The organism is Thermogemmatispora aurantia (genome assembly GCF_008974285.1).
Lineage (GTDB): Bacteria > Chloroflexota > Ktedonobacteria > Ktedonobacterales > Ktedonobacteraceae > Thermogemmatispora > Thermogemmatispora aurantia.
Window position 1 is genome coordinate 632,235 of record NZ_BKZV01000001.1, and the last position, 13,836, is coordinate 646,070.

Annotated in this window: 8 protein-coding genes; 3 read left to right on the top strand and 5 right to left on the bottom strand. The window is 59.1% G+C overall.

All coding sequences use genetic code 11. From position 1 onward, the window contains the following. Positions 1-147 precede the first annotated feature (147 nt). From KTAU_RS02425 to mfd, 3 genes are all read left to right on the top strand, one after another. The gene (locus KTAU_RS02425) at positions 148-1,329 is read left to right on the top strand and encodes a metallophosphoesterase family protein (protein WP_151726861.1); all 1,182 of its coding nucleotides are present in this window, start codon (positions 148-150) and stop codon (positions 1,327-1,329) included. 69 nt (positions 1,330-1,398) lie between these two features. Further along, positions 1,399-2,886: an aminoacyl-tRNA hydrolase gene (gene pth / locus KTAU_RS02430; RefSeq protein WP_151726862.1), complete on the top strand. Its 1,488-nt coding sequence runs from the start codon at positions 1,399-1,401 to the stop codon at positions 2,884-2,886. 685 nt (positions 2,887-3,571) lie between these two features. Next, positions 3,572-6,874 (top strand): transcription-repair coupling factor, encoded by a 3,303-nt coding sequence (mfd, locus tag KTAU_RS02435; RefSeq protein WP_151726863.1) that lies wholly within the window; start codon positions 3,572-3,574, stop codon positions 6,872-6,874. A 128-nt stretch (positions 6,875-7,002) separates the two neighbouring features. Here mfd and KTAU_RS02440 read toward each other — a convergent pair whose 3' ends face one another. The 5 genes from KTAU_RS02440 to KTAU_RS02460 form a co-directional block, all read right to left on the bottom strand. Next, positions 7,003-7,620 (bottom strand): DUF4388 domain-containing protein, encoded by a 618-nt coding sequence (locus KTAU_RS02440; RefSeq protein ID WP_151726864.1) that lies wholly within the window; start codon positions 7,618-7,620, stop codon positions 7,003-7,005. Between the two features lie 379 nt (positions 7,621-7,999). After that, positions 8,000-9,259, bottom strand: a complete 1,260-nt coding sequence (locus tag KTAU_RS02445; RefSeq protein ID WP_151726865.1) for a hypothetical protein — start codon at positions 9,257-9,259, stop codon at positions 8,000-8,002. Positions 9,260-9,301: 42 nt separating this feature from the next. Further along, entirely contained in the window at positions 9,302-11,533 is a 2,232-nt protein-coding gene (locus KTAU_RS02450; RefSeq protein WP_170293003.1) for a DUF2079 domain-containing protein, read from the bottom strand. Beyond that, positions 11,523-12,692, bottom strand: a complete 1,170-nt coding sequence (locus KTAU_RS02455; protein WP_151726867.1) for a lysylphosphatidylglycerol synthase transmembrane domain-containing protein — start codon at positions 12,690-12,692, stop codon at positions 11,523-11,525. The genes KTAU_RS02450 and KTAU_RS02455 overlap by 11 nt, the downstream gene beginning before the upstream one ends. Then, positions 12,689-13,726: a glycosyltransferase family 2 protein gene (locus tag KTAU_RS02460; RefSeq protein ID WP_151726868.1), complete on the bottom strand. Its 1,038-nt coding sequence runs from the start codon at positions 13,724-13,726 to the stop codon at positions 12,689-12,691. Before KTAU_RS02460 ends, KTAU_RS02455 begins: the two co-directional genes overlap by 4 nt. Between the last annotated feature and the right edge of the window lie 110 nt (positions 13,727-13,836).

Genomic DNA, 13,836 nt, shown 5'->3' on the forward strand with positions numbered 1-13,836 from the left:
CTGGTAGCTTCTGCTAGGTCCGCTATACGATGCCGGATTCTGGCCCATCTTGCCGGCAAGACGTACTGGTCAGGTGGACGTAAACATGATAGAATAAGCTTTACGACCTGACCATGCTCGCACTAACCTTTGGCACAAAGGACAGCAATGCGTTACGCCGTTTTCAGCGATATACACGCGAACCTGGAAGCACTGGAAGCAGTGCTCGCCAAGATCGATGAGATCTCTAAAGAGAAACCCATCGATCAGATCTGGTTCCTGGGGGACCTGGTTGGCTATGGCCCCGACCCCAATGCCTGTATCTCTTTGCTGCGCGAGCGTACTGATGTGATCATCGCGGGCAACCACGACTGGGCGGCGGTCAACAAGATCGATCTTGACGACTTTAGCGCCGCTGCGCGCATCTCCGCCGAGTGGACTGCTCAGCAGCTGACGGAAGAGCACCGTGAGTTTTTGGCGAACCTCCCCGAGCGCCTTGATATCGGCGACGTGACACTCGTGCACGGGAGTCCGTACGGTCCCCTCTGGGAGTACCTGACCTCCGAGGTGCTGGCTGAGCGCAGCTTCCAGTATTTTAGCAGCCGCTTTTGCTTTGTGGGCCATACCCATATTCCAGTGATCTTCCAGCAGCCGATGGGCGTTAACAAGGCCGGCAGCTCCGGCACTTCTGGGGAACGCGTGCAGGAAACGGCTTTTGCTGCGACTGCCGCCGAGGCTGATGAGAGCAGCATAGATGATTCAGGCTCAGAGCAGTCCGCTTCTGCCAGTCTGGGCGAAGGCGAGCGCCCTGAACCGACGGAGGAGGCCGCTGAGGGGCTGCAAGGAGCAGTGACAAAGACGGTTGCCCCAGCGACAACCAGAGAAGCTGCCAATGTCGAGCAGGCCTCTGCCGACGAACAGATGCCCAGGACCGAGCCCAACGAGCCAGAGCAGGAAGGTGAGTACGCCGATATCGTGGCAGCGCTTGAGGCGATCGAAGCACGGACTTCCGAGGAGGAGATTCTCAGCGCCGAGGATCGCCTCAACAGTGAGATCGAGGAATTGCTGGCTTTGCTTGGCCTCAGCCAGAGCATGATCAAGGTCACCAACGAAATGCTGACTCCGCCAGAAGGCCATTGGGACCCGCCCGCCGGCTATCGGGCGATTATTAATCCCGGCGGAGTGGGACAGCCACGCGATGGTGATCCACGCGCCGCTTTCATGATCTATGATACAGAAGCCGGCTTTGAGTTCTACCGCGTGTCCTACGATATTAAGAAGACACAGGAGAAAATCATTAAGGCCGGCCTGCCCCAGTATCTGGCTATACGTCTGGCCTACGGTCGTTAGCTCGGCTATAGATCTTTTTTCGTCTCTTTCTTCCTAAAAATAGATAACAGGTCTCTGAATTAGCAATAAATGAAGTTGATTGTTGGACTGGGCAACCCTGGCCCTCAATATGCGCCGACGCGTCACAACGTCGGCTTCCGTGTCGTTGAGAAGCTGGCTCAGAAGCTGGGTTGGCGCTGGAGCGAAGAGCGCAATCGGGCCTTGTTGGCTAGCGGCTCGTTTGGGGGAGAGAAGGTCGTGCTGGTGAAGCCCCTGACCTATATGAATCTCAGCGGCGAGGCCGTGGGTGCGCTCGCCCGCTGGTATCGGCTTTCTCCCCAGGATATCCTGGTCGTCTGCGATGATCTCGATCTCCCTGTCGGGCGTTTGCGCCTGCGCGCTCGCGGCAGCACTGGTGGTCACAATGGCCTGGAGAGCATCGTTCACCATTTGCATAGTGATCAGTTCCCCCGCCTGCGCGTTGGCATTGGACGCCCGACCCACCCACGGATGAGTGTGATCGATTATGTGCTGGGGGTTCCTCCTGCCGCAGAGCGCAGCCAGCTGGAACGGGCGGAAGACGAGGCCGTGGCAGCTATCGAGCTGGTGCTCACGCGCGGCCTGGAGACCGCCATGAGCATGGTGAACAGTGATCCAGAGGCCCGGCGCCGCGCAGAGGAACAACGTCAGCGCCAACAAACCCGCCGTCCTCCGATGCAGATCGGCATGGTAGCCCGCCTTTTCCCCAGCCACTGGCGTCCACTGCGCGAGGAGATCGCCTTTGCTCGCTCCTGTGGCTTCCAGTGGCTGCAGCTCCGTGGTTCAGAAACAGGACTTAGCGAGCAGACGCTGGGAGATTCCTTTGAGACGGTCGCGGCGGCCCTACAGGGGTCTGGCCTGGCCTGCGTTTTGGAGATCACTCTCCCGCTGACTGCAGCAGGAACCACGCCAAGCGGGGCAACCTTGGCCACAGTACTGGCGGCCAATCTCCCAGCGATCCGCCGTTTACCCTGTAGTCGCGTCCATTTTCATCTGACGGCCTCGCCCTCCAGCCCCGATGCCCTCCAGGCTCTGGAAGAACGTCTGGCCCCCGCTCTCCAGGAGGCCCTGGCCCTGGCTACCTCCCAGACTCCACCTTTCTTGCTGGGAATCGAGCACAACGAGCCTGCGGCTGCTCCCTTCGCCAGACCGGATCGTTGCGCCTGGTTGCTGGAGCAAGTGCCCGAGCTGGGCTTTGTCTGGGACATCAATCATACCCTTCCTGAAGCCCTACCCGACTACCTGGCTCTGACTCCGCGGATGATCCTGATCCATGTCTCGGATACGCCATTACCACAGTTGAATTATCATCTGCCTTTGGGTCTGGGAACTCTGGATATTGAGGGCTACTGCGAAGAGCTGCTCGCACGCGGCTTTGCTGGCCCTGCTATCCTGGAAATCGGAGGGACCCCCCGCTCCGGTGGCTTTGGTCGCGATAGCGATGAGGCGCTGCAAGCTTCGGCCCAACGCCTGCGTGCCGCCATTGGACGGGCCTATGCCCGCGTGCGTAGCCGCCAACCAGAGGCACCCAAGGCTTAGTAAGCGCCTCCGCTCCTTTTTGCCAAGCTGAGCCTGCTTATGATAAGATAAACTATAAGAAAGACAAGAGCGATCAATCCTCATTGCAGAGCCAGACCTCGGCCCGGGTTGGTATGCCGTGTCTGCTGGGACTGTATGGAAGAGGCCGGCTGACTGGCAGCCGTCAGGCCGCGAGGGATCACAGGCACAGGCTCAGTGGGGTAGCAATGCTTCTCTGCCCACACAGCTAACTCTGATGGGAAGACCTGCTCTCTCGACAGGACAGGCCTGCTGTGCTAGACTGAGGATCGCCGCATGGGCCTGCTCCCCTTGTCGGGCCAGTCAGTGCCAGAGGAGCGGGACACCTCTGTATGCCGCACCCGCTGAGCTAAGCCCTCAGCCAGCCAGCAAACAAACAAATCTGATAGAGCACAGCAATAGTATAACAGCATAGCAGAAGAAACCAGTCACATCAAGAAATCTTAGCTGGTGTTGTGAGGCAAGATTGACACTCCAAGGTTTATTATCACTGCTCACCCAGAGAACCGATTTCAAACGACTACTCAGAAGGCTGCGCGCTGCAGAAGGGCTGCCGGTTCTTGACGCAATTACAGAACCGGCTCGTCCTTTCGTTATCGCTGCTCTGGCGACAGCATACGAGCAGCCGCTGCTTATCGTCACAGACGAGGAAGAAGGGGCGCGGCAGATGGCAGAGAGCCTGGCCATGTTCGCCCCGGAGGGTAGCCAGGTCCTCTATTTTCCGGGGCGCACCGCCCTCCCATACGAGCGTCTACTGAGCGACGCCGAGACGCTTCAGAAGCGCATGCAAGCCCTCATCGGCCTGCTGCGACGTGAGCCGCAACTGTTGCTCGTCTGCGCGGCGAGGGCTTTGACGCAGCCTCTGATGCCGCCTCATGAGCTGGATCGCACGCTCTATGAGCTGCAGCAGGGCGAGGAACTGGACCTCTCGCTGTTGCTGGAGCACCTCTACAATCTGGGCTACGAGCCAGTAGCCGAGGTCGAGGAACCGGGTCAATTCAGTCATCGAGGGGGTATTGTTGACCTTTTTCCTCCCACGCTGAGCCGACCGGTACGTGTCGAGTTCTTTGGCGATCAAGTCGAGTCGCTGCGAACCTTCGACCCGGAGACCCAGCGCTCGCTCAATCCGCTCATGAGCTGTCTGATTGGGCCAGCGCGTGAGGCCCTGCCAACGCGCGGAGCACAGGCGGCCCGTGAGCTAGAGAAGCTCGATCTGCGCATCCTCCATCGCGACGCTGAGGAACGCTGGCGCCGTGACCTGGAACTGCTGCGCCAGAGCCGTTCTTTCGAGGACATCGCTTTCTATCTGCCCTACTTACACGAGCCGGTGACGCTGCTCGATTACCTTCCCAAGGATGCCCTTATCATCCTCAACGAGCCTGAGCATATTCAGAATCGTATTCGCGACCTCGATGCTCAGGCACAGGAGATGAAGGCGCGCCTGGAAGCGGAGCGCGAGAACCCGGCCCACCTGCGACCGGCGCACTTCTCCTGGGAGGAGCTGAGTCCACGTCTGCAGCAGCGCCGTCAGCTCCATTTCGCTGGCATCCTTGCCGCCACAGGGGAGCACGATCCCGATGGCGCATCTGCGCCCGGTCAAGAGTCGCTGTTGCCGACTTGCAGCAGCGCGAACTCCTACGGCGGACGCATCCGGGCCTTCGTCCACGACTGCCGTAAAGCGCTGGCCAGGCGCGAGCGCGTTGTGATCGTCACAGCCCAGGCACGTCGCCTCGCTGAGGTTTTTGCCGACGAGGCCAGCACCGAAGAAGAGGGGCCGATTCATGTCAGCCCCGGCAGCAGCATCAAAGAGCCGCCCGCCGAGGGCAGCCTCACCCTCATCCAGGGACATCTGGCAGAGGGTTGGCAGTCGCGTGCTTTGGGCCTCAACGTCTACTCTGACGCGGAGGTCTTTGGCTGGTCCAAGCGCCGCCCGGCCCAGCGACGCCGACCAGTCACGCCGGCCTCTTTCTTGAGCGAGCTGAATCCCGGCGACTACGTCGTCCACCAGGAGCATGGCATCGGGCGCTTCGAAGGCCTGGTCAGAATGAACCTGACCGGCGTCGAGCGCGAGTATCTGCTCATCCGCTACGCCGGCAACGACAAGCTCTACATCCCAACGGACCAGCTTGACCGTGTGACGCGCTACATTGGTATGGGAGAGGCCGTGCCGGCTCTCAGTAAGCTAGGCAGCACCGAATGGACGCGGGCCAAAGCGCGGGTCAAAGAGAGCGTCCAGGACGTTGCACGCGAGCTGCTGCGTCTCTACAGTCTGCGCGAGACCACCGAGGGCCATGCCTTCCCACCCGACTCCGAACAGCCGTGGTTGAAAGAGCTGGAGGATGCCTTCCCTTACGAGGAGACGCTTGACCAGGCGCGCGCTATTGAAGAAGTTAAGGCCGATATGGAGCGCCCCAGGCCGATGGATCGCCTGGTGTGCGGCGATGTAGGTTATGGTAAGACCGAGGTTGCTCTGCGCGCCGCCTTCAAGGCCGTGCTGGATCAGCGCCAGGTGGCGGTTCTTGTTCCCACTACCGTTCTCGCCCTCCAGCACTACAATACCTTCAAAGAGCGGCTCAAGCCCTATCCTGTGCGTGTCGAGCTACTAAGCCGTTTCCGCTCCGAGAAGGAGCAGAAGCGGATTCTGGAAGACCTCGCCCTGGGGAAGATCGACATCATCATCGGCACTCACCGCTTGCTGCAGAAGGACGTTGTCTTCTTCCAGCTCGGGCTGCTCATCATTGACGAGGAGCAGCGCTTTGGGGTCATGCACAAGGAGCGGCTCAAGCAGCTACGCACCGAGGTCGATGTGTTGACCATGACGGCCACGCCGATTCCTCGCACACTGCACATGGCCCTGGTCAACCTGCGCGATATGAGCGTCATCGAGACGCCACCCCAGGAACGCCTGCCGATTCGAACAGCCATTCGGGAATATGACGAAGGGCTGATCCGCGAGGTCATCCTGCGCGAGCTTGACCGCGGAGGCCAGGTCTTCTTCGTGCATAATCGCGTCGCTGGTATTCAAATGCTGGCGCAAAAGCTGCAGCAGCTTGTACCCGAAGCTCGTATCGCCGTAGCTCATGGGCAGATGAACGAGGAGCAGCTGGAGCGGATCATGCTGGGCTTCGCCAACGGCGAGTACGACGTGCTGGTCTCCACCACCATCATCGAAAATGGGCTGGATATTCCCAATGCGAACACCATCATTGTCAACAACGCCGCTCACTTCGGGCTGGCACAGCTCTATCAGCTGCGGGGTCGCGTAGGCCGCTCAGCTCAGCAGGCCTATGCCTACTTCCTCTACAATAAGGAGGCCCGTCTGACGCCGCTGCAGGAGAAGCGGCTACGCGCCATCTTTGAAGCCACGGAACTGGGAGCCGGCTTTCGCATCGCCATGAAGGACCTGGAGCTGCGCGGCGCAGGCAATCTGCTTGGGGCAGAACAGTCGGGCTTCATGAACTCAGTGGGCTTCGATCTCTATTGCAAGTTGCTGGCCGAGGCGGTGCAGGAGCTGCAGGGCCAGAAAGAGGAGACGAGCATGCCCGGGGTCACCATTGACCTGCCACTGGACGCCTATTTGCCAGATGAGTATATTGGGGACCGCACCCTGAAGGTCAATTTCTACCAGCGCCTGGCCAATCTCACCACTCATGAGCAGGTGGAGGCCATCGCTGCCGAGTTGACCGACCGCTTTGGGGCACCCCCGCCCCCGGTACAGAACTTGCTCACGCTCATCCGGCTCAAGATCGAGGCAGCCCACCAGGGCATTGAGGCCATCTCGCTCAAAAACAATGAGCTGGTGGTTACCGTCAGACGTTCGGTGATTCCGAACCGCGTGGCCCTCTATCATCGCTTCCGTAACGAGGCTCGCGTCCAGCAAGGGGTTATCCGCATTCCACGCCGCCTGTTGGGTTCCAACTGGCTGCAACAGCTGAGCGAACTACTACCGATGATGACCACGGCAGCCTGACCGGACCTGACCGCCTCGCCAAGCAGTGAACTGGCGGGCGGATCAGGCAGTCGCTGGCCAGCGCCCAGACAAGGCAGCTGCAGCCCAGCCTTGTCTCAGATGAGCTGGCCCGCTCGCTCTCCGCTGGCTCAGATAGCCACCAGACCTTGCTCTTGAAGCTCGATAAGGATGCGTTCAATCTCTTGCACGCTCTTCTTGGTACAACGGGCAAGATCAGCAACCGTGCGCCGCCCATCGACAAGCAGATAGATCGAGCGCTGTCGCCGACTCAGCAGCGATAAGACGCTCAGATCGTTGCTCAGGCGCCGCGGCACCAGCCATTCGAGGCCAGGCTTATAGCTGCTACCGTATGTAGATATACCAATATAGCCAGCCGCATCGTCGTTGACCTTCTCCGGCGCCAGAGGGAGCTGAGGATCGCTCTCGTTGCGCGCCACCCCGGGTAGCAAAGGAGTGAGGCGCGCTGCGGGCAGAGAAGAGCTATCGGAGCGCATTGGATAAGGAGCATCCGGGAAGAAGGCGAAGCGGATAGGGCTCCAGGTCAGCAGGAGATTGAGCGCATCCTGGCCGGCGAGTTGACCGGCAGCGGCATAGACGGGACGGCCAGCGCGCAAATAGATCTCCCCCTCCTCCAGCTGTCCATTGCGCAGGCGCTCCACACTCAGCAGCCCAGTCTGCTGCCTCGTCCGGAAGAATTCCAACACAGGTAGAAGGCTATCAGCAGTCTTGTCACGACCTTTAGCCATGAGGCATAACACTCCCTCCAGGGTCCCTCCTAACAAGAGCCACCCGCCTCCATTTCAGGAAGCGTTCGTTCCTCTTGCCAGTTAGCAGAGCGCGTACGCGCTCAAAAAGATGTATCTCCAGGCCATAAAAATCCCCGTATTACTATACGTGTTATACCATAGCCTCACGGGAGCGGGAAGGTGTAAAAAACATAAATATTCCTGTAGGGAAGATTCTTAACGAAATTTTTATGGAGGCCCTGTTTTCAGAAGAAGGGGCATTTTCCCTTAAAACAAGTAAAAAGGTACCCCCTAGCATAAATAGAGCTTCAAGCAAAAGGATGCATTGCCTCTAGAGAGGGGACAGGACTCCAGAGGCAATGCACGGGCAGCAGAGATATCAGGGGCGCAATTGGCGTGTATGCATGAGGAAGAACATCAGGCCCTGCTTATAATCCATCGGGCTGGCCTTGCCATTCTTAAGCACTTGAGTGATCAAATTCAGCAAGCTAGAAATAACCTGCAGGCGCGTCTGTTCAAAGCCATCCTGGCGCCGCAGCAGTTCGATCAACTGAGAAGGACTTTGTCCAGAAATATCCAAACCCAAGCGCACTGCCTCCAGGCGCAGCCAGAGCACCAGCTGCTGGCGCATCTCTTCAAAGATGGTCACATCCTCATTGGCCGGCAGCGGCGTTCCTTCCGCTGGAGTGGGAGCGGGGGCGCGTCCGCCGGCCTGAGAGCCTGCGGGTGAGCGAGGCTGGACCGGCACCGGAGCGGTTGACGAGGCAGCAGCCTGGGCTGACGAGGTCTCTGCCGGCTGAGGGGCAGGCCCAGGTTGAGGAAGCTTTCCGGAAGGACGACGCACGGGCGCGGCCTGGGGGCCTGCTGCCGCAGGAGCGGAAGGGGAGCCAGGCAGCGCGCGCGAGGGAATAGGAGGAACACGCCGCGTCGGTGGTGCCGAAACAGGCGCGGCGGCGGCAGCAGCGGACGAGCGCTCCTCAGCTGGGGCTGGCGCGCGGCCAGGGGCCAATGCACCCGAGGCAGTGGGAGTCGCCGGCAGAGGTATAGCCGGTCTCCCTGGGCCTGGGGGCAAGCTGGCGCCGACCTGGCGGCCTTCATAGCTGCCCGCCTCTCCGCGCAGCTCCTGCAGCTGTTGCTGCAATAAGAGCGTTGATTGACTAATCTGCTCCCAACCCAACTCGGGAAGAGGAGTGGCGTGGGTCGTGGCCCAAGAAGGGACTGGCCGGGGGCTGCCAAAGGTCGACCGTTTCTTCTGGGGACTGGCCAGATGGGCGCGAAGCCCTTCGGCCACTGCCTGAGCAGAGGTCGTAATTAGCATACGCACATCGGCCATGCGCTTCCGCCCCTGATTACCAAAAAACGCCCGATTGCGCTGGACGAAATGGATAAAGAGGCGCTCAATATAGGTCTGCAGCTCCGGCGACATCACGTCCACGCGGTTCCAGGCCGTGAAATCGACCGCGCTCAAATAGAGCCAGACCTCTTTGCGCTTCGCGCTATCGACCGGGCGCATGCGCAAAGACTCGGTTCGATAATCGTAAAATCGCGGGTAGCAGAAGTTAGCGATCAAGGTCTCCGCCAGCTCAGCTTTTAAGCGTCCCAGCTCTGCTAGCGGGAGTTGACCAAGCAAAACTCCCATGCCACAAACCCTTTCTACGCGCACTCAGCGGCGCCTCTGAAGTTAGCGAACAAACACGCTCGTCAACTGTAGCTCCCGTGCATCCGGTATCGCCCTCACTGCCCCGGATGCACTTTGCAGCTGCACAGGCAGCCTGGCCTGCACATCCATCATTGTACTGCCCGCACGGCTCACAGGTACAAGCGCAATAGAAATATGGGCTAGCCCGGGAGCGACGTGGACAGAACCCAGGCTGAAAGCCAGAGTCTTCAGCATGTAGATCTGGCCAGGCCGCCAGGTCGTTGTCGGGCAAAAAGCGAAGCCAGGGAAATCCTGCGACAACAGGTGCTCATGACCAGCGCTATCTCTGAGCAAGACCAGGGGATTGAGCGCGGGCAGCGAGGTGCTTCTGGCTCGCAGGTAGAATGTGAACTGCAGATAGGTTCCGCCATCGATTGTCGCTGGTGTCGGCGTACTGTAGCCAACCACATCAACCAAAGGCTGAGCGCTGTCACTCTTCCTGAAGGTTGCCGTGATCGGGTGCTCTACCTGCTGCTCCGTAACCCACTGGAAGGAGCAGAAAGCAGTGGGCAGAGCGGGTAGAGCCTCTGGCCCGCTCTGCACTGGGGAGACGGGCGAGATGCCCGGAGCTGGGAGACCGCGTTTTAGTAGTAGATAGCCATCCTGAGCGGCCACGATACCGTATTGCCCACTGAAGAGAACCTTTTTGACCTCAGCACTATAGCTGTTCAGGAAGAGCGGATACATATCGCTCGTCACATCAAGAAAGATATAATCGGCCTGCTGATCCGCATAGGGGAAGAGGTAGATGCGCTGCCGATGGCTGATATGGGGGACCAGAGCCGACTGGGCCGAGACGGAGGCCGAGGGCGGGATCATCTGAATGAAGCGCTCAGCGAGCTGGGTGTGGGCATCGATCACCGGCCATTTGAAACCTGGCGAGAAGGGCATCGTCCCATGAGCATCGTCGGCCCGCGTCACCGAGACAAGCAAATAGATCATGAGCAACGTCAGCACGATGAGCTGGCCCCAGCTGAGAGAACCAGGCAAGCGTGACAGACCTGCCAGCGTTCCACGCGTGGGCAGCCGCGAGCGCCAGCTCTCCCAGGCAGCCGTCGCTCCCTTCCAGAGGGCACGCCCCCAGCGCAGCAGCCACTGAGCTGCCCAGCCAATAACCACTACCGCCTCGATGCTCGCGAAGATCAGCACGGGGACAATCTCGGCATTGTAGTGATAGAGACCACTATACATATCGGGCTTCGAGCTGAGCAAATTGAGCGCTAGCGTCGGCACAGCCAGCACCAATACCCAGGGGGCCAGCAGCGGCAAATAGCCAGTGGGGCTGAGCACCTGACGCAAATAGAAGAAATGCTGTGGCTCGAAGACATATTGTTTCAGAATAGTGAGCGGGTGGAGCAAGATATTCTTCGCTATATCGAGTGGCCCATTGCCGAGATGAGCGTAGCGCGAGGCCAACAACGGTCCCCCGGAGAGGCGCGTAATCACCAGCTCCAGCCCGATCCAGGCGAGGGCCAGCAGCACCAGACCAAGGCCAGAGCGCCAGCGCCGCTGGAAGGGGAGCGACCACAGGCCGAAGAGGGCCACCAGGACAGGAATCTCCTCCTTACAGGCCATCGCCAGGACGGCGAAAACGAAGGTCCATACCGTCTGCTGTGTATACATAAAATAGAGCACAAACAGCAGCAGGGCAGAGGTGAAGGTGACGGCATGGAAGTCATTGAGCAAGGCCAGATTCTGGAGAGGGTGCAACAGATAGAGCAGAGCAAAACCGACAGCAATCCATTCGTTGCGCAAGCGCAGACGCGCCAGCCAAAAAGCGGGGAAGGCGCCGGTCGCCACCACCAGTGTCTGCAGCACGAGCAGCGTCTTCGGTGTCGCCCAGAGCAGATAGAACAGAGCTACAGGAAAGAGGATTGGCTCAAAGTGGATGGCGAAGCGACTAATCCCGTTGCTGCTATAGCAATTTGTATCACTGACAATATTGCAAATCGTTTGGTGAGGAATCCCGCTATGCAAAATCGACCAGACCGCCTGATCCATAATCCCCAGATCTTCGGCGTTGGTCTGGAAAGCATCCTGACGGGTCGTCAAATACCAGATGAAGAAGGCAGAAAAGAGGAGAGTCGCCCCAGCCACCAAAGCCATCGCTACCCAGAAGGAGCGTCGACGCGGCAGCGGCTCAGGTGGAGGATAGAGATAGAGACGATTCCAGCAGACAGCCAGCCACTTACGCAGGGCAGAGCTAGTTTTCATATCCCCTCCTCCCATCATGGGAAGCGACCGTCTCCTCAGAGACTGCAGCCTGTGGGATCTGAGCCTCTCGCTCTTTCTGCTCTTCATAACCGATTGTAGCTGTCAAAGGCGGAGATATTGTCTCATCCTTTGGGGCAGCCAGGTGCTCGTCAGATGGTTTTGCCCCTTGTCTCTCCGCCTGCTCTGCCGCCTGCTCAGCGCGAATCTGGCGTATCTGGCGCAGGCCGCTGAGATAAGCCACGCTGACGCAGAGTAGCTCGGCCAGCGTTGAGACCAGGCGCGAGAGCAGGGCTATTACATAGCCGAGGGCTGCAGGCAAAGCGGGCAGCGAGAAAGCGAAAAGCAGAGCAATGGCCCCCTCGCGGAAGCCTAAGCCACTAGGCGTGATAAACGAGATGAAGCCGATATCCCAACCGAGCGCGTATATGCCGATGCAGATCGGCAGGGCCCCCAGAGGGGTCGTCGGCCACAAGGCCAGTACCAGCCCATAAAAAGCCAGGCCGGCGATCAACCAGCTCAGGCACCAGAAGAAGGAGACCAACAAAATATCACGATAGCGCAGAGCCAGCGTCACCGGCTCTCGTCTGAGTAGACGTAGAGCCAGATTGAGCAGACCCCCGAGAATACGCGGATGCAGTCCGATCAACACCGCCAGCATAGCGACGGCGCTGAAGGTTAGAAAGAAGAGGCCCTGGGTTGAGCCTAGCGCATGGACATCGCGCCAGAAAAGTAGGCTGAGCGCGAAGATGAAAGCGGCGGTAGCCAGCTTCGTCACCAGCTCAACCACCATGCTGGTGAAGGCCAGTGAACGCGGCACGCCATACTTACCGACCCAGAGAATACGTGTCAGCACATGCCAGACGTTGCCGGGGATATAGCGTACAAACTCGGAACCCAGATAGATGCGCAGGCTGGCGCCCAGGGGCAAGTGGTAGCCGAGGCGAGCCAGGACATTTTTCCAGATCAGCCCGAAAGACAGTTCCTGCAGCACAAAGCCCAGAAAGGCCAGGCCCAGCAGGACCGGATTCCACTCAAAGCGATGGGAGGCCAGGGCGCTCCAGTTATTCTTCACCTGGATAGCGAAGAAGACCAGCACCAACGCTGGCAGAGCGAAGCGCACTAGGACCTTGACCCAGCGTATAAGGACCGCTCTGCTCATTGGACATCGATTTCCTGCTTAATACTATACTCCTCCCCTGGTTGGAAGGCATAATGGCGGATCATCTCGCTCTGCAGGCCCACCAGAACGAACTGGACCCCGAAGATCATGAGCAGAATGCCAACAAAGAGCATTGGCTGCGTATGAATAGGCTGATTCTCGATCAGGCGGCTCCGAATCACCACCCAGGCATCGATCAGCAGCCCGAGCAGGAATGTCCAGAAACCAAAGGGGCCAAAGAAGCGCAAAGGCGTACGCAGAAAGGTGGTCAGGAAGAGCACATTGAGCAGATCGATCAACCCGCGCGCGAAGCGTCGGGCCCCAAACTTCGAGACTCCGAAGCGACGGGGGTGATGGCGAACTTTGATCTCGGTCACGCGGTAGCCGCGCCACTGGGCCATGACTGGGACAAAGCGGTGGAACTCGCCATAGAGCTTGAGATAGGCATCATCGATAACCTCGCGCCGATAGGCCTTAAAGCCATTATTGATATCGTGCAGCGGGACACCAGTCAGCGTTCTGACCAGGGCATTGAAGACGCGCGAGGGGAAGGTTTTAGTAATAGGATCGAGGCGCGGGTACTTCCAACCGGAGACCAGATCATAGCCCTCCTCAAGCTTCTCCAGGAAGCGCGGGATCTCGGCAGGGTCGTCCTGGAGATCGCCATCCATCGTAAAGACAATCTTTCCCCGACAGCGGCTAAAACCCGCCACCAGCGCTGGCGTTTTGCCGAAATTCTTGCGGAAGCGAATGACACGCACGATACCGGGATGCTCATCGTGCAGAGCCTTCACCTCGGCAAAGGTATTATCGGTACTGCCATCATCGACAAAGATCACCTCATAAGACTGACCGAGATCTTCAAGCTGGGCGATCAGTCTCTCGAAGAGGGGTCGAATATTCTCCTGCTCGTTCATGACCGGGATCACGACCGAGATCCCCACGTCCTGCCTCTTCTCCTTGTCAGCAGTGGCAGTGACGGCGGTATCCGCTCGTTGGGGAATAGCTAGCGATGACATTTCCATCTGCTGCATACTCTTGGGACTCCACAAAACCCTGAGTTTAGGCTGATGCCTGCTCTCCGTGCGCCGGCCTATTATAGCATACTGTCCTTCCTTGACAGTAGCCGATGGTACCTTTACGT

Coding starts and splice junctions, on each gene's coding strand:
- KTAU_RS02460 (WP_151726868.1), bottom strand. CDS start 13,726: ATGCAGCAGATGGAAATGTCATCGCTAGCTATTCCCCAACGAGCGGAT.
- KTAU_RS02455 (WP_151726867.1), bottom strand. CDS start 12,692: ATGAGCAGAGCGGTCCTTATACGCTGGGTCAAGGTCCTAGTGCGCTTC.
- KTAU_RS02425 (WP_151726861.1), top strand. CDS start 148: ATGCGTTACGCCGTTTTCAGCGATATACACGCGAACCTGGAAGCACTG.
- pth (WP_151726862.1), top strand. CDS start 1,399: ATGAAGTTGATTGTTGGACTGGGCAACCCTGGCCCTCAATATGCGCCG.
- KTAU_RS02445 (WP_151726865.1), bottom strand. CDS start 9,259: ATGGGAGTTTTGCTTGGTCAACTCCCGCTAGCAGAGCTGGGACGCTTA.
- KTAU_RS02450 (WP_170293003.1), bottom strand. CDS start 11,533: ATGAAAACTAGCTCTGCCCTGCGTAAGTGGCTGGCTGTCTGCTGGAAT.
- KTAU_RS02440 (WP_151726864.1), bottom strand. CDS start 7,620: ATGGCTAAAGGTCGTGACAAGACTGCTGATAGCCTTCTACCTGTGTTG.
- mfd (WP_151726863.1), top strand. CDS start 3,572: ATGGCAGAGAGCCTGGCCATGTTCGCCCCGGAGGGTAGCCAGGTCCTC.